Source organism: uncultured Methylobacterium sp. (genome assembly GCF_964251405.1).
Classification (GTDB): domain Bacteria; phylum Pseudomonadota; class Alphaproteobacteria; order Rhizobiales; family Beijerinckiaceae; genus Methylobacterium.
Genome location: NZ_CAXUJR010000060.1, coordinates 1 through 22,292, shown reverse-complemented (window position 1 = coordinate 22,292; position 22,292 = coordinate 1). Strand labels below are relative to the sequence as shown.

The 22,292-nt window shown below is 68.4% G+C and carries 21 protein-coding genes and 1 tRNA gene; 14 read left to right on the top strand and 8 right to left on the bottom strand.

Features of this window, described 5'->3' with window-relative positions:
• The 3 genes from ACFE7U_RS11965 to ACFE7U_RS11955 are packed head-to-tail and all read right to left on the bottom strand — an operon-like array spanning position 1 to position 3,292.
• Positions 1–519, bottom strand: coding sequence for a secondary thiamine-phosphate synthase enzyme YjbQ (locus tag ACFE7U_RS11965; protein ID WP_375409950.1), 519 nt, complete (start codon positions 517–519; stop codon positions 1–3).
• Positions 516–2,258: a cisplatin damage response ATP-dependent DNA ligase gene (locus ACFE7U_RS11960; RefSeq protein ID WP_375409949.1), complete on the bottom strand. Its 1,743-nt coding sequence runs from the start codon at positions 2,256–2,258 to the stop codon at positions 516–518. Before ACFE7U_RS11960 ends, ACFE7U_RS11965 begins: the two co-directional genes overlap by 4 nt.
• Positions 2,255–3,292: a ligase-associated DNA damage response exonuclease gene (locus ACFE7U_RS11955; RefSeq protein WP_375409948.1), complete on the bottom strand. Its 1,038-nt coding sequence runs from the start codon at positions 3,290–3,292 to the stop codon at positions 2,255–2,257. Before ACFE7U_RS11955 ends, ACFE7U_RS11960 begins: the two co-directional genes overlap by 4 nt.
• Positions 3,293–3,348: 56 nt before the next feature.
• Here ACFE7U_RS11955 and ACFE7U_RS11950 point away from each other — a divergent pair, with 56 nt between their 5' ends.
• The gene (locus ACFE7U_RS11950; protein WP_375409947.1) at positions 3,349–4,290 is read left to right on the top strand and encodes a methyltransferase domain-containing protein; all 942 of its coding nucleotides are present in this window, start codon (positions 3,349–3,351) and stop codon (positions 4,288–4,290) included.
• A gap of 229 nt (positions 4,291–4,519) precedes the next feature.
• Positions 4,520–5,323, top strand: coding sequence for a YoaK family protein (locus tag ACFE7U_RS11945; RefSeq protein WP_375409946.1), 804 nt, complete (start codon positions 4,520–4,522; stop codon positions 5,321–5,323).
• Positions 5,324–5,333: 10 nt separating this feature from the next.
• Here ACFE7U_RS11945 and arfB read toward each other — a convergent pair whose 3' ends face one another.
• The gene (arfB, locus tag ACFE7U_RS11940; RefSeq protein ID WP_375409951.1) at positions 5,334–5,756 is read right to left on the bottom strand and encodes an alternative ribosome rescue aminoacyl-tRNA hydrolase ArfB; all 423 of its coding nucleotides are present in this window, start codon (positions 5,754–5,756) and stop codon (positions 5,334–5,336) included.
• 21 nt (positions 5,757–5,777) lie between these two features.
• On the bottom strand, positions 5,778–6,062 hold the full coding sequence (locus ACFE7U_RS11935) for a BolA family protein (RefSeq protein WP_375409945.1): 285 nt from the start codon (positions 6,060–6,062) through the stop codon (positions 5,778–5,780).
• A 116-nt stretch (positions 6,063–6,178) separates the two neighbouring features.
• Between ACFE7U_RS11935 and ACFE7U_RS11930 the strand changes: the two genes are divergently transcribed.
• The 4 genes from ACFE7U_RS11930 (at position 6,179) to cobT (ending at position 10,475) form a co-directional block, all read left to right on the top strand.
• Complete coding sequence (locus ACFE7U_RS11930) at positions 6,179–6,805, top strand: J domain-containing protein (RefSeq protein WP_375409944.1); 627 nt, start codon at positions 6,179–6,181, stop codon at positions 6,803–6,805.
• A 249-nt stretch (positions 6,806–7,054) separates the two neighbouring features.
• Positions 7,055–8,038, top strand: a complete 984-nt coding sequence (gene cobS / locus ACFE7U_RS11925) for a cobaltochelatase subunit CobS (RefSeq protein ID WP_375409943.1) — start codon at positions 7,055–7,057, stop codon at positions 8,036–8,038.
• A gap of 17 nt (positions 8,039–8,055) precedes the next feature.
• On the top strand, positions 8,056–8,556 hold the full coding sequence (locus tag ACFE7U_RS11920; RefSeq protein WP_375409942.1) for a DUF29 domain-containing protein: 501 nt from the start codon (positions 8,056–8,058) through the stop codon (positions 8,554–8,556).
• Between the two features lie 17 nt (positions 8,557–8,573).
• On the top strand, positions 8,574–10,475 hold the full coding sequence (cobT, locus tag ACFE7U_RS11915) for a cobaltochelatase subunit CobT (RefSeq protein ID WP_375409941.1): 1,902 nt from the start codon (positions 8,574–8,576) through the stop codon (positions 10,473–10,475).
• A 6-nt stretch (positions 10,476–10,481) separates the two neighbouring features.
• Here the strand turns inward: cobT and ACFE7U_RS11910 are convergent, their stop codons facing one another.
• A complete protein-coding gene (locus ACFE7U_RS11910) occupies positions 10,482–11,411 on the bottom strand; it encodes an AEC family transporter (RefSeq protein WP_375409940.1) in 930 nt (309 codons plus the stop codon).
• 125 nt (positions 11,412–11,536) lie between these two features.
• Entirely contained in the window at positions 11,537–11,842 is a 306-nt protein-coding gene (gene rpmB, locus ACFE7U_RS11905) for a 50S ribosomal protein L28 (protein WP_375409939.1), read from the bottom strand.
• 302 nt (positions 11,843–12,144) lie between these two features.
• On the opposite strand from rpmB, the gene ACFE7U_RS11900 reads away from it, so the two are divergent.
• From ACFE7U_RS11900 to ACFE7U_RS11875, 6 genes are all read left to right on the top strand, one after another.
• Positions 12,145–13,008, top strand: coding sequence for a DUF3108 domain-containing protein (locus ACFE7U_RS11900; RefSeq protein WP_375409938.1), 864 nt, complete (start codon positions 12,145–12,147; stop codon positions 13,006–13,008).
• A 445-nt stretch (positions 13,009–13,453) separates the two neighbouring features.
• Positions 13,454–16,867: a helicase-related protein gene (locus ACFE7U_RS11895; protein WP_375409937.1), complete on the top strand. Its 3,414-nt coding sequence runs from the start codon at positions 13,454–13,456 to the stop codon at positions 16,865–16,867.
• Positions 16,868–16,892: 25 nt separating this feature from the next.
• On the top strand, positions 16,893–17,183 hold the full coding sequence (locus ACFE7U_RS11890; RefSeq protein ID WP_375409936.1) for an RNA-binding S4 domain-containing protein: 291 nt from the start codon (positions 16,893–16,895) through the stop codon (positions 17,181–17,183).
• A 227-nt stretch (positions 17,184–17,410) separates the two neighbouring features.
• On the top strand, positions 17,411–17,749 hold the full coding sequence (gene fdxA, locus ACFE7U_RS11885) for a ferredoxin FdxA (RefSeq protein WP_375409935.1): 339 nt from the start codon (positions 17,411–17,413) through the stop codon (positions 17,747–17,749).
• Positions 17,750–18,248: 499 nt separating this feature from the next.
• On the top strand, positions 18,249–18,827 hold the full coding sequence (locus ACFE7U_RS11880; RefSeq protein ID WP_375409934.1) for a CarD family transcriptional regulator: 579 nt from the start codon (positions 18,249–18,251) through the stop codon (positions 18,825–18,827).
• A 219-nt stretch (positions 18,828–19,046) separates the two neighbouring features.
• Positions 19,047–19,919: an RNA polymerase factor sigma-32 gene (locus ACFE7U_RS11875; RefSeq protein WP_375409933.1), complete on the top strand. Its 873-nt coding sequence runs from the start codon at positions 19,047–19,049 to the stop codon at positions 19,917–19,919.
• 100 nt (positions 19,920–20,019) lie between these two features.
• Here the strand turns inward: ACFE7U_RS11875 and ACFE7U_RS11870 are convergent, their stop codons facing one another.
• On the bottom strand, positions 20,020–21,318 hold the full coding sequence (locus tag ACFE7U_RS11870) for an MFS transporter (protein WP_375409932.1): 1,299 nt from the start codon (positions 21,316–21,318) through the stop codon (positions 20,020–20,022).
• Positions 21,319–21,470: 152 nt separating this feature from the next.
• Between ACFE7U_RS11870 and ACFE7U_RS11865 the strand changes: the two genes are divergently transcribed.
• Positions 21,471–22,112, top strand: a complete 642-nt coding sequence (locus ACFE7U_RS11865) for a 4'-phosphopantetheinyl transferase family protein (protein ID WP_375409931.1) — start codon at positions 21,471–21,473, stop codon at positions 22,110–22,112.
• Between the two features lie 101 nt (positions 22,113–22,213).
• A tRNA-Pro gene (locus ACFE7U_RS11860) sits at positions 22,214–22,290 on the top strand.
• The last annotated feature ends 2 nt before the right edge of the window (positions 22,291–22,292 follow it).

The window sequence follows — 22,292 nt, the reverse complement described above, 5'->3', positions numbered from 1 at the left end:
CTACGCACCGACCGCGTGCAGCACGATCTCGCGCCGATGCGGTCGATCCCGGTGTTCGATTAGGTAGATTCCCTGCCACGTACCCAGAGCGAGCCGTCCACCAACCACCGGGATCGACAGGCTCGAATCCGTTAGCATTGTGCGGATGTGGCCGGGCATATCGTCAGGGCCTTCGGCCGAATGGGTGTACGCTATCGGTTTGTGTAATCGGTACGGTTCCTCGATCCCGTGGACATAGGCGCCGTGGCGCGGGGCCAGGCTGTCCAACGCAGTCGACAGGTCGGTGCGGACGTCGGGATCGGCGTTCTCCTGGATCGTCAGCGAGGCCGAGGTGTGGCGGCAGAACACCGTGACGAGGCCGTTCGCCACTCCGCTGGCCCCCACGAACTCGGCCACGGTGTCGGTGATCTCGGTAAAACCCGGTCCCGGCGTCGAGACGACGACCGTCGCGCCGGCCTGCCGGCGGACCTCGCCCGCCTGAAATCCCTCGATCGCACCGATCTTGCCCGCACGCGTCATTCACCGGCCTCCGCGATGGCGTGACCCGGCGCGATCTCGCGCTCGCCCCGCGCGAGGATGCGCTCCAGGACATCGATCCGGTCGGCCTCGGCCGCCGGCTTGTCCCAGCGGATGCGGCTGACGCGGGGGAAGCGCATGGCGACACCCGACTTGTGCCGCGTCGAGCGCTGAACACCCTCGAAGGCGATCTCGAGCACGAGTCCCGCCTCCGGCCCGTAGGCGACCTCCCGCACCGGCCCGAACCGCTTCACCGTGTTGTTGCGCACGTAGCGGTCGAGCTTCAACAATTCGGCGTCGGTGAAGCCGTGATAGGCCTTGCCCACCGGCACCAGCTCCTCGACACCCTCGGGAGCCTCGCGCCAGCAGCCGAAGGTGTAGTCCGAGTAGAAGGACGAGCGCTTCCCGTGGCCGCGCTGGGCGTACATCATCACCGCATCGACGATGTGGGGCTCCCGCTTCCACTTCCACCACGGGCCTTTGGGGCGCCCCGGCAGGTAGGGAGAGCTGCGCAGCTTCAGCATCACGCCCTCGATTGCGTCGGCATCCTCCCCCGCCCCCACCGAGGCGGGATCGGCCCTGCTCGCAGCCAGCTCCTCCCAGGTTTCGAAAGCGACCAGCGGCGAGAGGTCGATCCGGGCATGGTCGAGGGCGGCGACGAAAGCCTCGAGCCGCGCCCGTCGCTCCGCGAAGGGCAGCGGCCGCAGGTCCTCACCGTCCGCCGTGAGGAGGTCGTAGGCGCGCACATGCGCCGGGAACTCCTCCAGCAGCTTGGCCGTCACCGCCTTGCGGTTGAGGCGCTGCTGCAGGACGTTGAAGCTCTGCACGCGGTTCTCGCGCAGGATCAGCAGCTCGCCGTCGAGGGTGCCGGTGAAGGTGATGGCCTCGGCGAGATCCGGGAAGGCGTGCGAGATGTCCTCGCCGGTGCGGGAATAGATGCGGGCGACCTGCACGCCCTCGCGGTCCCGCCCGCCCACGAGCTGGACGCGGATGCCGTCCCACTTCCATTCGCCGGAGAAATCCCGCGCATCGAGCCGGTCGAAATCCGTCTCTTCCTCGATCGGATGCGACAGCATCGGTGGCCGGAACGGCGCGGGGTTCAGGGTCTCGGGGCGCTCCGCCCTCCCCTCGACCCAGGCGAACAGGGACTCGTAGGGCGGCGACAGCCCATGCCAGACCTCCTCGACGGCATCGGCCTCGTGTCCGCCGAGGGCTCCGATTGCGGTCTTGGCGAGCCGCGCCGAGACGCCGACGCGGAGCGCTCCGGTGATGAGCTTGAGGAGCGCCCAGCGGCCGGTCTCGTCGAGGGCGTCGAGCCAGCCGGCGATGTGGCCGGGGAGCTCGGATTTCTTCGTGGTGGCGAGGGTGTCCACCACCTCGGCGAGGGTGGGGATGTGGGGGGGCGGATTGTTGTGGCCGATATGGGGTGGGCGGTGCCCTCCCCCCGCAGAGGGGAGAGGGTTCTGCGTCGGCCCCGGCCAGATCAGAGCCGTCGTCTCCGCCAGATCTCCCACATAGTTGTGCGACAGCGCGAACAGCACCGGATCGATCCTCGCCTCCACCAGCCCGCGTATCATCCCGGCCTTGGCCTCGCGGAAGGTCAGCCCGCCGGTCATGGCGGCCAGCGCCCAGCCCCGCTCCGGGTCGGGGGCGTGGCGGAAATAATCCTGCAGCAGGCGCAGCTTGGCGTTGCGGCGGGGCTCGTAGGCGAGGCGGTCGAGGAGGTGGGCGAAGTCGTTCATGCCGCCGCCTCCGCAGCGGTCTCGACTTCGCCGTCGTCGCCGTAGCCCAGCATGTGCAGCGGCCGCGCCTTGATCCCTTGCGTCCCGCACCAGTGGACCAGAGCATCCTCCTGCCCATGTGTGACCCAGACCTCGCCGGCCCCGGTCTCTGTGATGGTGCGGCAGAGGTCCGGCCAGTCGGCGTGATCCGAGATCACCAGCGGCAGCTCTACGCCCTTCTGGCGGGCGCGGGCGCGCACCCGCATCCAGCCGGAGGCGAAGGAGGTCACCGGGTCAGGAAATTTTCGCGACCAGACGTCCTGAATCGAGGAAGGAGGGCACAGCACGATGGCGCCGTGCAGGCTCGCGCGCTCCGCGGCCACGACCTTCGGCGTCTCCCCGAGCGGGATGCCTTCGCGCTTATAGAGCTCCGTCAGCTTCTCCATGGCGCCGTGCAGGTAGACCGGCCGGTCGTAGCCGGCCTGGCGCAGCAGGGCCATCACCCGCTGCGCCTTGCCGAGCGCGTAGGCGCCGACGATGTGGGCGCGCTCGGGGAACAGGGCGACGGAATCGAGGAGCTTCCTCACCTCGTCGCCCGTATCCGGCATGCGGAACACCGGCAGGCCGAAGGTCGCCTCGGTGATGAAGACGTCGCAGGGCACGACTTCGAAGGGCAGGCAGGTCGGGTCCGGAGCGCGCTTGTAGTCGCCCGAGACGACGACCCGCATGCCGTCCTTCTCCACCGCGATCTGGGCCGAGCCGAGCACGTGCCCGGCCGGCGCGAAGCGCACGGTGACGTCGCCGATCCGGATGGCCTCGCCGAGCCTCGCCTCCTGGCGCGCCTCGCAGAAGGCTTCGCCGTAGCGCACCGCCATGATGCGCAGGGTCTCGGGCGTCGCCATGACCCGGCCGTGGCCGGAGCGGGCGTGGTCGGCATGGCCGTGGGTGATCAGCGCCCGCGGCACCGGCCATGTCGGGTCGATATGGAAGTCGCCGAGGGGGCAATACAGGCCCTCGCGGGTCAGGGTGAGGAGATCGCTGGCGCTCGAGATCATGATGGCGCCTATGTAGGGCGGAGCCCGCAACCCAGAACCCCGGCGACTCGCCCTCCATGTCCGCTCAGCACACCTCCGGCGATCTCCTCGCCGACCGCCGCTACGCCTATGCCGAGGCCTGCCTGTCGGAGGGCGATGCCCATGGCGCCTGCGAGATGGCCGAGCAGGCGCTTGAGCTTGCGCCGCTCTTCGCCCCCGCCTGGTTCCTGCTCGGGCGAGCGCGGGAGGCCCGGACCCGCGGAAGCGGAGACGAGGCCGCCTTTCAGTCCGTCCTTCGTGCCTACGCCAACGCCCTCGACATCGACCCGGAGGACCGCCTCGGCGCACGCATCCACCTCGCCCGGATGGGGGATGGCTGCGTGCTCGAGGCGCTGTCGCCGGCCTATATCCGCGCGCTGTTCGACGGCTACGCCCAACGCTTCGATCGCCATCTCGTCGGCGATCTCCAGTACCGCGGACCCGCGATGCTGATGGCCGCCCTCGGCGAGGCAGCGGGTCCGACCGCCCATTTCGAGACCGGGCTCGATCTCGGCTGCGGCACCGGTCTGATGGGCGAAGCGCTGGCGGGACGGGTCGGGCATCTCACCGGCGTGGATCTCTCGCCGGAGATGCTGGCGCTGGCGGCGCGTGGGCACTGCTATCGGCGACTGGTGGTCGACGACCTGCGAACGTTCCTGACGACGGAGCCGGCCGGGCAGGCCGATCTCGTCGTGGCCGCAGACGTCTTCATCTACCTGCCCGGACTTGGGCCGATCCTCGCCGGGATCGCCGCGGCCCTCAGGCCCGGCGGGATCTGCGCCTTCACGGTGCAGTCCCATGACGGGACCGGCATCCGGCTCGGCGAGGACGGCCGATACGCGCATGGCGACGATCACCTGCTGACGGCCGTCACCGGAGCGGGCCTTCGGATCGTGTCGAATGCACCGGCCGCCATCCGCAAGGAGCGCGGCGTCGACGTTCCGGGACGGATCATGGTGCTCGGACGAGCAGCGATGTGATCGCGTTTTAATCCCGGTTCCGTCGACAACCCCGTCAAAACCTTTTGTATTCGATTTCGAGCGTCCGCAGGGATCGAACCCACGCGGAGAACCATTAGCGGTCGCCGCGTGCAACGCTAGGGCGCGAGCCACGGCACATTCACCCGCAGCACAAGACCGATCGCGACCGCACCGACCGGCGACGCCCGGATACTCGGCGCGCGCTGCGATGCGATCCAAGGAATCCGAGATGGCCGACCCGACGAGCAAGTCTTTTCCCGCAAGCGCGGCCACACGTGTTCCCCTCGCACTGGCGCTGTCGGGCCTGGCGGGTTGTGCGGATTCGATCGGCTTCCTCGAATACTCCCAGCTCTTCATGTCGTTCATGAGCGGGAACACCACGCGGTTCGGTGTCTCGGTCAGCCAGGCCGATTGGGAGAGCACGGCCCGCGTCGCCTCGGTGATCCTCGTCTTCTGCTTCGGCGCCTTCGCCGGGACGCTGCTGGCTGCCTGGGTCGGGCAATGGCGGCTGCCGGTCCTGCTGCTGCTGCAGGCGCTCCTGCTCGCCGGCGGCCTCGTCGTGCCGTACGGAACCTTCGCGTGGCCGCTCCATGCCTATCCGATCGTCCTTGCGCTCGGCCTCCAGAACGCCACCCTTCAGGACGAGGCGGGGCGAAGCCTGGCACTGACCTACGTGACCGGCGCCGTCGTGCGCTTCGGGACGGGCCTCGCCAATCTCATCCTGCACAAGCCCGCGCCCTCGTTCTGGATCCAGGCGCCGCTCTGGGGCGCCTTGAGCACCGGAGCGGTCGTCGGCGGTCTCCTGCAGAACCGCTATGGCGAGGACGCCTTCCTTGCCCCCGCCGCGCTGGCGGGCGTGCTCGCGGTAATCGCCCTCTTCCTGACTCTGGCCAAGCCCGGCAGCGCCTACGTCACCAGCGAGGCCGCGCCGGCCCCGGATGCGCCGGCGAGCGCGCCGGCCGTGGGCGCCACCGCGTCCGGTGTCGGCTACGACGTCGAGATCCATGCGGCACCGAGCGCCCAGGGTCGTTGATCGTCGGCCGCTAGTCGGGACCCGCATCGCCACGGAGGCGCTTGGTCGCGCTCCGATGCGATTTGTCGTCGAGGCGCCGCTTCTTCGAGGCGAGGGTCGGGCGGGTCGCGCGGCGCGGGGTGGGCGGCACCGCCGCCTCGGCGACGAGTTCGGCCAGACGCTCGCGGGCATCGGCGCGGTTGCGGTCCTGCGTGCGGAAGCGCTGCGCGTTGATGACGATGACGCCCTCGCTCGTGAGGCGGCGTCCGGCGAGCCTCATCAGCCGGACCGCGACGGCGTCCGGCAACGACGCCGAGCGCCGGACGTCGAACCTAAGCTGGACGGCCGTCGAGAGTTTGTTGACGTTCTGTCCGCCTGGGCCGGACGAGCGCACGAAGCTCTCCTCGAGTTCCCCCTCATCGATGGCGATCGATGGGGTGCATTGCAGGACCACAGGCACCCCTCCGAGCCTCGTTCAGGCTGCGTCGGACGGCGTGCGGGCACGCACGGCAAGCGCGTGCAGCCCGCGCTGGAAGGCGGGCTCCAGGAGACCGTTCACGACGCGATGACGCTCCACCCGGGTCTTCCCCTCGAAGGCCGCGGAGACCACATCAAGTCTGAAGTGGGTCTCGCCCTCCTCTCGCCAGCCGCCATGGCCGGCATGGAGGTGAGACTCGTCGACGACGTCGAGGCTGATCGGCGCGAGGGACGTTTCCAGCGTCCGCGTGATGAAGTCCTTCAGCGTTTCGGTCTCGCTCATCGCCGCCTCTTCCCTTGCCCGCCATGGGCTTGTGCGCGTCAACCCCCGATGTCGGCATGCGTCATCAGGCCCGCCGCACTTGTGTCTCGGTGCCACCCCCTCATAATCGCACTGTCATGGATCTCAACTCGCGCCTGTTCGACCGCATCCGCATCAAACCGACCTGCGACGAGCCGAAGACGGCTGTCGGAGCCTCGTGCGAAACGCCAGGCTGCGAGAACCCCGGGCTCTACCGCGCCCCCAAGGGACGCAAGGCCGAAGGCCAATACTGGCGCTTCTGCATGGACCACGTGCGCGCCTACAACGCGACCTACAACTACTTCGACGGCATGAACGACGCCGCGGTCCAGGCCTTTCAGAAGGACGCGGTGATCGGGCACCGGCCGACCTGGGCCATGGGCGTCAATCCGGCGACCCGCGCCGCGAAGGCGGACGCTCCGCAGGCGGAGCGTGATTGGGCCTATGTCGATCCGCTCGGCATCCTGCGCACCGAGGGTGTTGGCGGCACCGCGCGGCGCGCCGCTCCCGAACCGATGCGGCCCCGCCATTCCGCCAAGGTGCTGCGCGCCCTCGATGTCCTCGGCCTGGAGGAAGGCGCCGAATCCGCGGCGATCAAGGCCCAGTACAAGGTGCTGGTGAAGCGCTTCCACCCTGACGCCAACGGTGGCGATCGCTCCTTCGAGGAACGGCTGCGCGACATCATCCGGGCGCACGATACGCTTCGCGCAGCGGGCCTCTGCTGAGTCCGCCCACGCGGCACGATCGATGCAGGTATGCGGATCGCCGTTTTCCATGCGGTCGATGCGGTAAACCGCGAAGCGGACCCTATATGATGGCCTTGCTTCCCGCGTGCCCCGACTTGGCGTCTGGTGCCGACGGCCATTAAGGGAAGCACTGCGCCGCATCGCCGAGACGCGAATGCGGTGTCCCGCCCGAGACACATTCCGCGAGGGCCGAGCCTGATGGCGACCCCCGCCCCGACGAGGTCACGTATGCTCTCTGACGACACGCCCGCCTCGCTCCCCGACCGGACCGTCTCGGTCCGCGACGCGTTCGGCATCGATAGCGACCTTAGGGTCCCGGCCTTCTCGCAGACCGACGAGCATGTGCCCGACCTCGACCCCGATTACCTCTTCGACCGGGAGACCACCCTGGCGATCCTGGCGGGCTTCGCGCGCAACCGCCGCGTCATGGTCACGGGGTATCACGGTACCGGCAAGTCGACCCATATCGAGCAGGTCGCCGCCCGCCTGAACTGGCCTTGCATCCGGATCAACCTCGACAGCCACGTCTCGCGCATCGACCTCGTCGGCAAGGACGCGATCGTCGTGAAGGACGGCAAGCAGATCACCGCCTTCCAGGACGGCATCCTGCCCTGGGCCCTTCAGAACAACGTCGCCCTCGTGTTCGACGAGTACGATGCCGGCCGGCCCGACGTGATGTTCGTGATCCAGCGGGTCCTCGAGGTCTCGGGCCGCCTGACGCTCCTCGATCAGAAGCGGGTCATCCGCCCCCATCCGGCCTTCCGCCTGTTCGCCACCGCCAACACGGTGGGCCTCGGCGACACGTCGGGCCTCTATCACGGCACCCAGCAGATCAACCAGGGTCAGATGGACCGCTGGTCGATCGTGACCACGCTCAACTATCTCGCGCATGACCGCGAGGTCGACATCGTCTTGTCGAAGGCACAGCACTACCGGCGCGATAGCGGCCGCGACATCGTCAACCGCATGGTCCGCGTCGCGGACCTGACCCGCAACGCCTTCATGAACGGTGACCTCTCCACCGTCATGAGCCCGCGCACGGTGATCACCTGGGCCGAGAACGCCGACATCTTCGCCGATATCGGCTTCGCCTTCCGGGTCACGTTCCTCAACAAGTGCGACGAACTGGAGCGGACGCTGGTCGCCGAGTTCTACCAGCGTGCATTCGGCAAGGAATTGCCGGAAAGTGCCGCCAACGTGGCCCTGAGCTGACGGTCCGGGAGGATGCGATGGGTGAGCCGGTTCTGAAAGATAAGCGGCTTGCCGGCGGGGGTCCGGCACTCGTGACGCCGACCCGGTACGAGGACGACCTCTTCACGTGGGTTCAGGAACAGGTCGCCCTGCTCCGCGCCGGAGCTGTCGATGCGCTCGACCTCGACAACATCGCCGAGGAACTAAGCGACGTGGGGAACGCGCAGTACAGCCAGCTCGAAAGCGCTCTGCGCGTGCTTCTCATGCATATGCTGAAATGGGATCAGCAACCGGAAAAGCGGACGCCGAGCTGGATCTTCTCGATCCGGGAACAGCGCCGCCGTTATGCGCGACTCTTGAAGAAAAACCCCGGTCTGCAGTCGAGCCTCGATGAAGCGCGCGACGCTGCTTATCCGAACGCCAGGGACTGGGCGTCGGATGAATGCCACCTGCCGGTCGATGAGTTCCCACCCGAATGCCCGTATGAATGGGATGATATTCTTCATCGCCCCTTCGATTTCGACTCCGTGAAGAAATAGCCGAAGAAATAGCCATTGTGACCATCTCCAATCGCAAGACCGGCGACCGCCGCGAACCCGTTTCGGAGCCTCTGAAGCGCTCTGTCGCCGGCTGCCTGCGCGCCATCGCCAAGCGCGCCGAGGTTGAGGTCGTCTATGCCAGCGACCGTCCCGCGCTCACCGGCGACAAGGCCCGTCTGCCCGAGCCCCCGCGAAAGCTCTCGCCCGGCGACGTTGCGATCCTGCGCGGGAACGCCGATTCCATGGCCCTGCGGCTCGGCTGTCACGACGTCGCCGTGCATCGCCGTCTGGCGCCCGAGAACGCCGCGGCCCGCGCGGTCTACGACGCCGTCGAGCAGGCCCGCGTCGAGGCGATCGGCTCGCGCCGGATGTCGGGCGTGGCCAGCAACATCTCGGCGATGCTGGAGGACCGCTACCATCGCGGCGGCAAATACGAGGACATCACCGACCGGGCCGACGCCCCGATGGAGGACGCGGTCGCCCTCATGGTGCGCGAACGCCTGACCGGCGAGCCACCGCCGCAGGCGGCCGCCAAGATCGTCGACCTGTGGCGCTCGCATATCGAGGACCGCGCCGGCAAGGACCTCGACGGGCTGATGGGCGCGATCGAGAACCAGCGGACCTTCGCCCGCTCGGTGCGCGAGCTTCTGTCCTCGCTCGATTTGACCGACGAGTCTCCGCTCGATCCCGAGGACGACGACAACGAGGACGAGAACGAGTCGCAGGACGACGAGCAGCAGCCCAGCGACGGCGATGCCGAGGAGAAGTCCGAGGGCGACAAGGCCGAGATGGATTCTTCGGAAGAGGCCTCCGACGACCTCCAGGAGGGTGCGACCGAATCCGCCGACGCGCCTTCGGGCGAGTTGCCCGACGAGGCCGAGGACGCGGAATCGGAGGAAGCCTCGGAGGCGTGGCGTCCACCGACCTCGAAGTCCAACGAGGCGCGCGGGCCGGACTACAAGGTCTTCAACCCGCGTTTCGACGAGATCATCCACGCCGAGGACCTCTGCGACGGCGAGGAACTGGCGCGCCTGCGCAGCTACCTCGACAAGCAGCTCGCCCATCTCCAGGGCGTCGTCGGGCGCTTGGCCAACCGTCTGCAGCGCCGGCTCCTCGCTCAGCAGAACCGAGCCTGGGACTTCGACCTCGAAGAGGGCCAGCTCGACCCCGCACGCCTCGTGCGCGTCGTCACCGACCCGTTCCAGCCGCTCTCCTTCAAACAGGAGAAGGACACGAATTTTCGCGATACGGTCGTCACGCTGCTCATGGACAATTCCGGCTCCATGCGCGGGCGCCCGATCACGGTGGCGGCGACCTGCGCCGACATCCTGGCGCGCACGTTGGAGCGCTGCGGCGTCAAGGTCGAGATCCTGGGGTTCACCACCCGGGCCTGGAAGGGTGGGCAGTCACGCGAGGCGTGGCTCTCGGCGGGCAAGCCGAACGCACCGGGCCGCCTCAACGACCTGCGCCACATCGTCTACAAGTCGGCCGACGCTCCCTGGCGTCGTGCGCGCAAGAACCTCGGCCTCATGATGCGCGAGGGCCTGCTCAAGGAGAATATCGACGGCGAGGCGCTGGACTGGGCGCACAAGCGCCTGCTCGCGCGCACCGAGCAGCGCAAGATCCTGATGGTGATCTCCGACGGCGCGCCGGTGGACGATTCGACCCTGTCGGTGAACCCGGGCAACTACCTCGAACGGCACCTGCGCTGGATGATCGAGGACATCGAGACCCGTTCGCCGGTGGAACTGCTCGCCATCGGCATCGGCCACGACGTGACGCGGTACTATCGTCGCGCCGTCACGATCATCGATGCCGAGGATCTCGGCGGCGCGATGACGGAGAAGCTCGCCGAGCTGTTCGAGGAGGATGCGAACGGCACCGGCCGCGAGCCGAGGCGGGCCGGCGGTCGCCGCTGACCGGTTTCAGGCGACCCCGAGGATCATCAGCCATACCAGCGTGGTCAGCATGGAGAGTAGGGTCGAGGCCATGACGGCGGCCGCAATGAGGCCGGTCTCGCTGCGGTAGCGGACGGCGAGAAGGTAGGAGTTGATGCCGACCGGCATCGCGGCGAACAGCACCGCCACGCCGGCATAGGCCGGAGGCATCGTGAAGACCTGGAAGGCCAGCACCCACACCGCCAACGGGTGCAGGACGAGCTTGAGGCCCGAGATCACCAGGGCGCCGGGCAGGTCGTGGAGCACGCGGTAGCGCGTCAGCCCGGCCCCCAGCGCGATCAGCGCGCAGGTCGAGGCGGTGGCCGCCAGCGAATCGACCAGCGATTTGACCATCCCGGTCGGCGCGACCCCAACGAATTTCATCGCGAGCCCAACCATCAGCGACACGAAGATCGGGTTGCGCGCGAGCACGAGTCCGAGGCTTCGCAGACGGCGGAGCAGGGTCTGGTCACCGTCCGATTCAATCAGGAAGGTCGCGCAGCCCATCATCAGCGGCAGGTGGACGGCGAGCAGCATGAAGAGCGGGAAAGCGCCCGCGTCGCCATAGGCCTGGAGGATCATCGGCACGCCGATGAAGACGGTGTTGGACTGGCTCGCCGCAAAGCCGTGCAGGATGGCGCCGCGGCGCTCGACACCCTCGCGCCGCGCGCCGATCATCGAGCCCGCGGCCCAGGCGATGGCGGCACCGCCGAAATAGCTGAACCAGAACGATGGGGTGATCGCGCCTGTCAGTCCCGGTCGGGTCAGCGTCGCGATGATGAGGGCCGGCACCGCGATCGCGAACACGTATTCCGACAGCCCCTCGCTGACCTTCTCGGACAGCAAGCCTGCGAGCGCAGCACCCCAGCCGATCAGGATCAGGCCGAAGATCGGGGCGATGAGGGAGAGGGCGTTCATCCGCCGCTGCGCACCTTGTGCCAACAGGAACGGCCGCCGCACGCCTCAAGGCATGCGACGGCCGGTCAGGATGCGATCACGAAACCGACTACGATGGGCGCGAAACCGACGCCCCTGAGGCCGGTTCAGGCGGCGACCGGGGTCTCGGTCTCGGACAGCTTCTTGTGCAGTTCGCGCTTGAGCAGGCGCGCGGTCTGCGACAGCTCGATCTCGCGGGCCTTGATCAGGAAGGCATCGAGGCCGCCGCGATGCTCTACCGAGCGCAGGGCGTGGGCGGTGACGCGCAGGCGCACCCGGCGCTTGAGAGCGTCCGATTGCAAGGTGACCTGGCACAGGTTCGGCAGGAACCGGCACTTGGTCTTGCGGTTCGAGTGGCTCACGAGGTGGCCGGTCTGCACGGCTTTGCCCGTGAGTTCGCAACGGCGCGACATGATCAAGAATCCCGTTTCGTTTCGCGCTCCGACCGGCCCGGCGGGACGCTTCTCCCGCACCGCGACCGAAGCATCACGCACGCCCGACCCGATCGACCGGCGCTTTGATTGAAGGGGCGAGCCTATAGGGTCTGGGGTGGGTGTCCGTCAAGACGGCCATGCAGCGATCTCGGCCGTGGCGGGATGGCCGAACGATGTGTTAACCATCCCGAGGCGACCATGTCGGCGTCGGGTCGTGTCGGCCCGAACAGCGTCATCCATGACGTCGCGCGGCCCCGCGAGAACCCGAGTTTCTCAAGCTGATGTGCGCCATGCGCCTGTTCCTCTCCGCTCTCGCATCGACCGTCATCGCCGCTGCACCCGCCGACGCGCGTCCCAAGGCGAGCCCGGCCGTCGTCACCGTCGATTACGGCCTCAACCTCGCCGGCATCCCGATCGGGACGGCCCAGGTCTCCGGCTCCTTCGAGGGCAGCCGCTACCGCATGGATGTGTCGGCCCGCCTCACCGGGCTCGTCGGAGCCGTCACGGGCGGCATGGGCTTGGCCCGCGCCAGCGGCCTCATCGCGAATGCGCCGCGGCCGAGCACCTTTGCCATCGCCACCAAGACCTCCAATGCCGGCATCGCCGTGCGGATGGCGCTGGCCGGCGGCAACGTCACCCAGGCCGAGATCACGCCGCCGCTGATCGATCTCGGCGACCGCGTGCCGATCACCGCGGCCAACCGGCGCGGCGTGATCGACCCCGCCAGCGCCCTGATGATGCCGGCGATCGGCAAGGGCGCGCTCACCGACCCGGAGAACTGCAACCGCACCCTGCCGGTCTTCGACGGCGCGACCCGCTTCAACGTGGTCCTGAGCTACGGCGAGACCCGCAACGTCGAGAAACCCGGCTATGCCGGCCCCGTCCTCGTCTGCAACGCCCGCTACCAGCCCATCGCCGGCCACAAGCCCGATCGGCCCGGCGTGAAGTTCATGGAGGACAACCGCGAGATGTCGGTGTGGCTGGCCCCCGTCGACGGAACGCGCGTGCTCCTTCCAGTCCGCATCGCGGTGCGCACCACCATCGGCACCAACATCATCGAAGCCACGCGCTGGCAGCGCAGCGGCGGCACGACGGCCTCCGCCACGCCGGGTACCAGCGCGGTGGCGAGCCTCGACGGCCGGTAAGCCTCGTCATGATGTACCGCCTCGCCCTCGTATCGATCTTCCTCGCCGGCCCGGCCTCGGCCGAGACGCTGGATTCAGGGACCTCCTGCGGCGGAGACGCCTATTCGTCCGCGAAGGTTATCGAGGGGGGTCCGCCGCGCCGCGGGCCGATCACCACGGTGCCCGATACTCTGTGCGCCGACCTTGCGCCGCAGCGTCGGGATTCGACCCGGATCGAGATCTACGGCGTGCCCGGGCTCGGCGATTCGTCGCGCGATGGTGCGACAGACGGCGGAAGAGTTGGCGCCGAGGACGGTCGCGCCCCATATGGTGGCGACAGGCGCCGGCCACGGCCTTAGCCGCCTCACACCCGGGCGACCGACTTTCATCCTCTCGCGCGACTTGCCCACGCGCCGACGGCCTCTTTCGCCGAAGGGACCGCCGCCGAAGGGACCGCGCCCCCACGATGACTCGCCGTTCCCTCCCCCCGCAGGCCCGCTCGCGCGGCGTCACGGCGGTGCTCGGGCCGACCAATACCGGCAAGACGCATCTGGCCATCGAGCGGATGCTGGCCCACCCCACCGGCATGATCGGCCTGCCCCTGCGGCTACTGGCGCGGGAGGTCTACCTGCGCGTCGTGGCCAAGGTCGGCGCCGACAAGGTCGCCCTCGTGACGGGCGAGGAGAAGATCAAGCCGGACCGGCCGCGCTACTGGATCTGCACCATCGAGGCGATGCCGCGCGACCTCGATCTCGCCTACGTCGCCATCGACGAGATCCAGCTCGCCGCCGACATGGACCGCGGCCACGTCTTCACCGACCGCCTTCTGCACCAGCGCGGCCGCGAGGAGACCCTGCTGATCGGCTCCTCGACCATGCTGCCGCTGGTCCAGTCGCTGATCCCCGGGGTCGTCACGACGACGCGACCGCGCCTCTCGAACCTGACCTTCGCCGGCGACAAGAAGATCGGTCGCCTGCCCCGGCGCACGGCGATCGTCGCGTTCTCGGCCGAGGAGGTCTACGCGATCGCCGAGTTGATCCGGCGCCAGCGCGGCGGCGCGGCGGTGGTGCTCGGCGCGCTCTCGCCACGCACCCGCAACAGCCAGGTCGAGCTCTACCAGTCCGGCGAGGTCGATTATCTCGTCGCCACCGACGCGGTCGGCATGGGCCTGAACCTCGACGTCGACCATGTCGCCTTCGCGGCCAATTGGAAATATGACGGCACGCGCTTTCGCAAGCTGACGCCCCCCGAGATGGGCCAGATCGCGGGCCGCGCCGGGCGCCACCTGTCAGACGGCACCTTCGGGTCGACGGGGCGGTGCCCCGCCTTCGAGCCCGAGATGGTCGAGGCCCTGGAGAGCCATAGCTTCGAGCCGCTTCGCGTCGTGCAATGGCGCAATCCCGACCTTGAGTTCGGGTCGTTGAAGGCCCTGCAGGACAGCCTCGACGAGCATCCGCATGAGAAGGGCCTGACACGCGCCCCGATGGGCGAGGACCAGTCGGCCCTCGAGATCCTGATGCGCGAGGACGACATCCGCGACCTCGCGCAGGGCCGGGCCTCAGTCCAGCGGTTGTGGGACACCTGCGGCGTGCCCGACTACCGCAAGGTCCATCCCCAGACCCATGCCGACCTCGTGGCACAGCTCTACCGCTTCCTCATGAGGGGGATGGCGGGGCGCATCCCCGACGATTGGTTCGCCAAGCACGTGGCGATGATCGACCGCATCGATGGCGACATCGACGCGTTGTCGCAAAGGATCGCCCAAGGGCGGACCTGGACCTTCGTGGCGAACCGGCCCGACTGGCTTCGCGATCCGCTGCATTGGCAGGGCGAGACGCGTCGGGTAGAGGACAGGCTGTCCGACGCCCTGCACGAACGCCTCGCGAGCCGTTTCGTCGATCGGCGCACCAGCGTCCTGATGCGGCGCCTCAGAGAGAATACGATGTTGGAAGCTGAGATCACCGCCGGCGGCGACGTCACCGTCGAGGGGCAGCATGTCGGCCACCTCCACGGATTCCGGTTCGTCCCGGACCCCGGCGCGGAGGGCCACGAGGCCAAGACCCTGCGCAGCGCTGCCGAGAAGGCGCTGGCGGGCGAGATCGAGGCGAGGGCTGAACGCTTCGCCGCGGCGGCCGATTCCGTCATCGTGCTGTCGCATGACGGCGTGATCCGCTGGACCGGCGATCCGGTGGCGAAGCTCGCTCCGGGGGACAAGCTGTTCGAGCCGCAGGTCCGGCTCGTCGCCGACGAGCAGCTCACGGGGCCGGCCCGCGACAAGGTCGAGGCGCGCCTCACCGCCTGGCTCAAGGCCTACATCGTGCGCCTGCTCGGGCCCTTGATGGAGATCGAGACCGCCGCCGACCTCGTCGGGCTCGCCAAGGGCATCGGCTATCAGGTCGTCGAGGCGCTAGGCGTGCTGGAGCGGTCCCGGGTGATGCACGAGATGCGCAGCCTCGACCAGGACGGCCGCGGGGCGTTGCGCCGCCATGGGGTTCGCTTCGGCGCCTACCACATCTTCCTGCCCACTCTCCTGAAGCCGGCACCCCGGACCCTGGCGGCTCAGCTCTGGGCCCTCAAGAATGGCGGTCTCGACCAGCGCGGCCTCGACGAGATCGCCCATCTGGCCGGCTCCGGCCGCACCTCGATCAAGGTCGATCCCGAGATCGCCAAGGGCCTGTACCGGGCCGCCGGTTTCCGCGTCTGCGGCGAACGGGCCGTGCGCGTTGATATCCTCGAACGCCTCGCCGATCTGATCCGCCCCGCCATCGCCTACCGGCCGGGCACCACCGCCGGGGACGCGCCCGCCGGTGCCGCTGACGACGACGCCTTCGTGCCGACCGTCGGCATGACCTCCCTGGTCGGCTGCTCGGGCGAGGATTTCGCCTCCATCCTGAAATCCCTCGGCTACGCACCGGAGACGCGGCCCGGCGCCGCGATCACGGTCGCGCTGATCCCGGCTGCTGCCACGAAGCCGATCGCTCCCGCCACGGCGCCGACCGATACGCTGTCGGAGACGACGGACGGAACCGAACCCGCGTCAGCCGCGGAAAGCGGCAACGCGGCGACCGATGTGCCGGACGCCGCCAGCCCGGAGACTGCCGGGGCCGAAGCGCCGGCCATGGACCCGGGCGACGGCGAGGTTGCGCCGGGCTCGACCGTCGATTCAGTTCTCCCCGAAGAGACGGCGTCCGTCGCCGAGGACGTCGCCCCGGAAGCTGTGACCGAAGAGCCTGCCGCTTCGACGTCGACCGACGAACCCGCCGCTGAGCCCACGACGCACGCGCCAGCCGGCGAGCCCGAGCCGGTCGAACCCGTCGCGGATGCGGCTGCCCTGGCCGATGATGCGGAACAGCCCGCGGTGGACGATGCCCCCGCACAGGCCGGGTCCGAGGAATCCCTCCTCGCGGAGCCTGTGACGGAGGACGCACCGGTCGCCGAGGCCGTCACGACGGAAGTCTGGCGGCTCCAGCGCCAGCCTCGCAACGCCAATCCGCGCCAGAACCGTCCGCGCGGCGGCGGACGTGACGCGCCTTCGGGTCATCGCGGCCCCGGTCCCGGAGGTCGCCAGGACGATCGCGGTCAGCAGGACCGTCGCCCGGCGGCGGCCGGAGCCCCGGAGGGCCGGCGCGACCGATCCGGCGACGGCCCCGGCCGGGCCGGACCCGGGCAGGACCGGCCGGAGGGTGGTCGTCCCCCGCGTCGCGAGCGTTTCGAGCCTGGTCGCAATCGTCCCGAGCGTCGCGACGAGCCACGCAACGCGATGCCCCGTGAGGAGACCCGTCCGCCGCGTCGCGAGCGGGCACCGGATCCGGACTCTCCCTTTGCCAAGCTCGCGGCCCTGAAGGCGCAGCTCGAAGCCGGGGACGGCAGCAAGCGTTGATGCGCTCAGGCGCCCACGGAGCGCGATGAAGGCGGACAGGCAGAGGCTCGACAAGTGGCTCTGGTACGCGCGCTTCGCCAAGTCGCGCGGCCTTGCGGCGCGCCTCGTCACCGACGGCTTCGTCCGCGTGAACGGGGTGCGTATCGACAACGCCGCCAAGGCGATCGCCTGCGGCGATATCCTCACCGTGGCGGCACCTCACGCCACGGCCATCCTGCGGGTTCTCGATCTGGGAGAACGTCGAGGTCCCGCGCCGGAGGCACGCCTCCTCTATGCCGACCTTTCGGCCGGGGAGCCGGAACAAGGCGAGGCCTGATGATGGCCCGTTGCCACAGGTATGCAGCACGTTCGGCAGCGTGACGGTTCGGCGCTTGTCACGCGGTTTGGCAGGGTCTAGAGCCCTGCCTGCTGCAGACAGTGGATCCCAAGGGCGCGTCGGCGGCAGGATTAACCGCCGCGCCAGAATGCGGGCGCACCATTGCGCGACCAAGTCCCGTGCGACCTGCAGGGCTCCGGACCGCCGGATCGAGGACCGAAGGCTCAATGACCTACGTCGTCACCGAGAACTGCATCAAGTGCAAGTACATGGACTGCGTCGAGGTCTGTCCGGTCGACTGCTTCTACGAGGGTGACAACATGCTCGTCATCCATCCCGACGAATGCATCGATTGCGGCGTCTGCGAGCCGGAATGCCCCGCCGAGGCGATCAAGCCCGACACCGAGCCGAGCCTCGAGACATGGCTCAAGGTCAACGCCGACTACGCCAAGAGCTGGCCCAACATCACCCAGAAAAAGGATGCGCCCGGCGACGCCAAGGAATGGGACGGCGTCGCTGGCAAGTTCGAGGCGCACTTCTCGCCGAATCCCGGTACCGGCGACTGAGACGCGGTCCTCGGCGTCGCCCGGGAGCCGGGCGAGTCGGCCTGCCGGCGATGCTTCCGGAACCTCAGGCACGATCGGCGAAGTTCGGTCGGTGGCTCCCTCGCGGAACGGGAGAGCGTGCGCGATAACCGTGCAGAAACCGCCGCGAAAGGCTGAGCGGCGTTGAGCCTGTGCCGGCAATCCTTTGATTCGTCTCGCCGTTTGTGGTACGTATGGCGTCTGCCGTCGTTCGCACCTGACGTGCTTTCCCTGCCCGCCGCTGGTGGTTCTCAGTTCGCTTGAGAAAACGGGTCTGCATGCGATCGACCGTGTGAGACATGCCCTGTCTTTCGCGGTCACTCACTCATGGTCATCGATCCGCGGCGAGCCTGGGGACCGGAGGTTGACGCGCTCATTGGCGCGGCATCGGCGGACAGGGGTTTCAACCGGGTGACCCACCCCGGGCGACACGTTGCAGCGCGGACCTGACCCCGCGCGATGTTCTGGAGGCGCTTCTCGCATGACCACAGCTAAGAAGACGACGGCTGGCCGCCAAGGCTTCAAGACGGGAGAAGCGGTCGTGTACCCCGCCCATGGCGTCGGTCGAATCACGGCGATCGAGGAGCAGGAGATCGCTGGCTACAAGCTCGAGCTGTTCGTGGTCTCCTTCGAGAAGGACAAGATGGTCCTGCGCGTCCCTACCGCCAAGGCCAACAGCGTCGGCATGCGCAAGCTCGCCGAGCCCGAGCTCGTCAAGAAGGCCCTCGACGTCCTCACCGGTCGCGCCCGGATCAAGCGCACGATGTGGTCGCGTCGCGCCCAGGAATACGAGGCCAAGATCAATTCCGGCGATCTGCTGTCGGTGACCGAGGTCGTCCGCGACCTGTTCCGTTCGGAGGCTCAGCCCGAGCAATCCTACAGCGAGCGTCAGCTCTACGAAGCCGCTCTGGACCGGATCGTGCGCGAGATCTCTGCGGTGAACCGCATCACCGAGACCGAAGCGCTCAAGCTGATCGAGCAGAGCCTCGCGAAGTCGCCGCGTCGCGCCAAGGGCGATGTCGAGCCCGAGGGCGATGACATTCAGGAAGAGGCGGCTTGATCGTCGCTCCCATCGTCTGATGAATTCGAAGCCCGGCGCGCCAGCGTCGGGCTTTTTGCTGTGCACCGCGTCATCATGCCCTGCTCCGCTCAAACCCGGAACTCTGTCTTATCGGTTCCGTTGTCCGATACCTGACAAAGGTTTTGCGGCCGGCGCGTCCGACGATCGGCACGTAGCCATTGCGGCACAAGCGCTCGATCGAAAGAGGCGGAGGCGGGGATGGCGGATATTGCAGGGATACGTCGGCAGTTCATACGCACCGCCATGGAGGCGCCCTTCCTCGCGCGTGACGAGGAACGTGGTCTTGCGGTCGCCTGGAAGGACAGCCGCAACGAACGAGCCCTGCATCGCTTGATCTCGGCGCATATGCGGCTCGTCATCGCCATTGCTGGTCGGTTCCGGCATTACGGACTGCCGATGGCTGACCTTGTCCAGGAGGGACATGTCGGTCTTATGGAAGCGGCGGCCCGTTTCGAGCCAGAGCGCGAAGTCCGGTTCTCGACCTATGCGACGTGGTGGATCAGGGCGTCGATCCAGGATTACATCCTGCGCAATTGGTCGATCGTTCGCGGCGGCACGAGCTCGGCCCAGAAGGCCTTGTTCTTCAACCTGCGCCGTCTGCGCGCCAAGCTCATGCAATCCACCGAAGAGCACGTCGGCGACGAGATCCACCGGCGCATCGCCACCGCCATCGGCGTGTCACGTGAGGACGTGGCGCTCATGGATGCCCGCCTGTCGGGGCCGGACATGTCGCTCAATGCCCCGATCGGTGACGACAGCGAGGCCTCGTCCGAGCGGATGGACTTCCTGGTCGACGGCGCCGAGCTGCCGGACGAGACGGTCTCGGCCTCCGTCGACGGCGAACGGCGCCTGACCTGGCTCAACGAAGCCCTGGCGGTCCTGTCCGAGCGAGAGCTACGGATCCTGCGCGAGCGTCGCTTGGCGGAGGATCAGGCGACCCTTGAGGCGCTGGGTCAGCGCCTTGGGATTTCGAAGGAGAGAGTGCGCCAGATCGAGAACCGCGCCTTGGAGAAGCTCCGCCGGGCTCTGGCGGAGCGCTTCCCGCAATCGGGCGGTAACGTCTACGCCTGACGTCGTGAGGCTGGCTGGGCGGGAAGATCAACCTTTCGGCCAGCCCGATCTCCACCCTCGCATCCGCCGGGGGTCACGAGCTGACTGACCGTGCGCAGCTTCAGGCTGGACGGTGCCGCAAGATCGACGAGGGGCAACTCGCGAGCCGAGCGCCGGCGAGGCAGACGAGGACGACCAGCAAGAGTGCCACGACCGGGGATGTGAGAGCCAGAACCGGTCCCGAGAGCGCTGCTCCGGCGACGGAACCAAGGTTCAGTGCGGCCATGTAGGTCTCGAATTCGGTGGCTGCGCCGATGCGCCGGCCGCTCGCCTGCATGAGAGCTGGGACGAGCGCCACGATAACGAGGCTCGGCATCACCGTCGTCAACCCCAGGATCGCGGCGCCCGCGGCGAACGAGGCCTCCGTCGCGGTCAGCGCGACGGCGACCGCGAAGGTCGCCGCGACGGCAAAGAGGAGCAGTCGCAACGCTGGAAGCGCCCCTGCCCGATCGGACCAGAACCCGATGGCGAGCGCGCCCGCCGTGCCGCTGACCAGGGTCAACACGGCCTGAACCCGCGAGAGTTCGAGCGGGTCCCAACCTTGCCGGCGGATGAGGTCGACGGTGAACCCGACCTCGAACAGCGCGAAGGCGAAATCCAGCCCGAAGCACAGAAGCAGCAGGCGCAGCGCGGCAGGACGCCGCAATCCGATTGAGAGACGTTTGAGGAAACGCCCGAAGGATGGCGAGACCGGGCCGGCGATCCGACTCGCTCCAGCTTGCGGACGGAGCAACGGATCGCCGGGGCTCTCACGAACCAGAAGCGGCAGCAGGGCGGCCGCGAGGCTGAGGCCGAGCAGGAGGAGGACGCTGTGGCGGAAGTCCCAGGCCGCCAGGGTAGAGGCGAAGAGGGCACCTCCGACGCTCGCTCCGGTGACGAACCCGATCCGCGTGCAGGCGCTCATGCGGCCGAGTTCGCTTGCCGGGACATGGTCCATGATCAGGCGGTCGCTGACGGTATCGAGCAGCGAAGCGAACAGGCTGTGCAGGAAGAACACGCCTCCGACGAGAGCGAGAGCTTCGAGGCCCGGCGCGAGGAACAACCCTGCGAGGCAGACATGACCGGCGGCGATCGCCGAAGCGCCCCAGATGCGTCGGCGTCCGTGGCCGGCCCGATCGACCAGCGGTCCCCAAAGGAGCGGCTGGAACGTCCAGGGCAGGCCGGCGAGGGCAGCGTGAAGCCCGATCTCGCCCGCATCGGCGCCACGCGCGACATGGGCGTTGGCGAGGGCCGTCAGCGAGAAGCCGGCGATGAGGCCTTGATAGAGATAGGTCGAGAAGAAGGTGGCATAACGCCAGCGACGCTCGCGAAGATTCGGCGGCCAAGGGCGGTTCGACGGAAGGTTGGCGGGGCCTTGCATGGCACAGGACCTATCAGGCGCACGCCATGGCCGACAGTGATCCCCTCTCCGTCCGATCCCCACCCTCCCCGGCCATGACGCCCACGACATCGACTGACGTTTGGGTGGTCGATCTCGCGATCGCGGACGACCGGAAGCAAGAGTGCCTCGCGGTGCTGTCCGCCGCCGAACAGGCTCGGGCGACCCGCTTCCTCAGGCGGGCTGACCGGGATCGCTACGTCGTCAGCCACGCTGCGGTGAGGCACGTCCTCGGGCGCGCCCTCGACGCCGATCCCAGGGCGCTGGTCTTCTCGCCTGGACCGGCCGGCAAGCCGGAACTGGCGGGGCCGTGGCGCGGGTGCCTCGAGATCAACCTCTCGCATTCGGGTGAGCGCGCGCTGATCGGGCTCTCGGCGAGGGCGCGGATCGGCGTCGATATCGAGACGATCCGTTCCCTGCCGGATGCGTTGCGCATGGCCCGCAATCACTTTGCGCCGGACGAAGTCGCCGCCCTCGAACGCTGCGACCCGTCGTCCCTGCTTCATGCCTTCCTGGCTTGCTGGACGCGCAAGGAAGCCTTCGTGAAGGCGGCCGGCGTCGGTCTGTCGGTCCCGCTCGATCGCTTCTCGGTGACCGTCCCGCCCGTGCCGGCCGGCCTCGTCGCCATCGCGGGCGATGCGGCGCGTGCCCATGGCTGGAGCCTGCATCACCTCGACCCGGCACCGGGCTATATCGGCGCCGTTGCCATCGAAGCCCCCGATGCGCTCTGCACAGTCCGCACCCTGCCGGCGGATTGGGCCGAGACCCTGCCATGAGCCGATGCGCTCGTCCCGAGCCGTCGGCATGGGCCGAACGATCGCTTGCAGGGTGCGACCGGGCTCGCTATAGCTCGCGGCGCCGGACCAGTGCCGGCCGTCGGAGTGTAGCGCAGTCTGGTAGCGCACCACGTTCGGGACGTGGGGGTCGTAGGTTCGAATCCTATCACTCCGACCAAT

Excerpts from the sequence above, each read along its gene's own strand:
- ACFE7U_RS11960 (WP_375409949.1), bottom strand. The coding sequence starts at position 2,258 with ATGAACGACTTCGCCCACCTCCTCGACCGCCTCGCCTACGAGCCCCGC.
- fdxA (WP_375409935.1), top strand. The coding sequence starts at position 17,411 with ATGACCTACGTCGTCACCGAGAACTGCATCAAGTGCAAGTACATGGAC.
- ACFE7U_RS11920 (WP_375409942.1), top strand. The coding sequence starts at position 8,056 with ATGGGTGAGCCGGTTCTGAAAGATAAGCGGCTTGCCGGCGGGGGTCCG.
- cobS (WP_375409943.1), top strand. The coding sequence starts at position 7,055 with ATGCTCTCTGACGACACGCCCGCCTCGCTCCCCGACCGGACCGTCTCG.
- ACFE7U_RS11950 (WP_375409947.1), top strand. The coding sequence starts at position 3,349 with ATGTCCGCTCAGCACACCTCCGGCGATCTCCTCGCCGACCGCCGCTAC.
- ACFE7U_RS11910 (WP_375409940.1), bottom strand. The coding sequence starts at position 11,411 with ATGAACGCCCTCTCCCTCATCGCCCCGATCTTCGGCCTGATCCTGATC.
- ACFE7U_RS11870 (WP_375409932.1), bottom strand. The coding sequence starts at position 21,318 with ATGCAAGGCCCCGCCAACCTTCCGTCGAACCGCCCTTGGCCGCCGAAT.
- ACFE7U_RS11965 (WP_375409950.1), bottom strand. The coding sequence starts at position 519 with ATGACGCGTGCGGGCAAGATCGGTGCGATCGAGGGATTTCAGGCGGGC.
- ACFE7U_RS11895 (WP_375409937.1), top strand. The coding sequence starts at position 13,454 with ATGACTCGCCGTTCCCTCCCCCCGCAGGCCCGCTCGCGCGGCGTCACG.
- rpmB (WP_375409939.1), bottom strand. The coding sequence starts at position 11,842 with ATGTCGCGCCGTTGCGAACTCACGGGCAAAGCCGTGCAGACCGGCCAC.
- ACFE7U_RS11880 (WP_375409934.1), top strand. The coding sequence starts at position 18,249 with ATGACCACAGCTAAGAAGACGACGGCTGGCCGCCAAGGCTTCAAGACG.
- ACFE7U_RS11930 (WP_375409944.1), top strand. The coding sequence starts at position 6,179 with ATGGATCTCAACTCGCGCCTGTTCGACCGCATCCGCATCAAACCGACC.
- ACFE7U_RS11875 (WP_375409933.1), top strand. The coding sequence starts at position 19,047 with ATGGCGGATATTGCAGGGATACGTCGGCAGTTCATACGCACCGCCATG.
- ACFE7U_RS11955 (WP_375409948.1), bottom strand. The coding sequence starts at position 3,292 with ATGATCTCGAGCGCCAGCGATCTCCTCACCCTGACCCGCGAGGGCCTG.
- ACFE7U_RS11900 (WP_375409938.1), top strand. The coding sequence starts at position 12,145 with ATGTGCGCCATGCGCCTGTTCCTCTCCGCTCTCGCATCGACCGTCATC.
- ACFE7U_RS11945 (WP_375409946.1), top strand. The coding sequence starts at position 4,520 with ATGGCCGACCCGACGAGCAAGTCTTTTCCCGCAAGCGCGGCCACACGT.
- ACFE7U_RS11935 (WP_375409945.1), bottom strand. The coding sequence starts at position 6,062 with ATGAGCGAGACCGAAACGCTGAAGGACTTCATCACGCGGACGCTGGAA.
- ACFE7U_RS11890 (WP_375409936.1), top strand. The coding sequence starts at position 16,893 with ATGAAGGCGGACAGGCAGAGGCTCGACAAGTGGCTCTGGTACGCGCGC.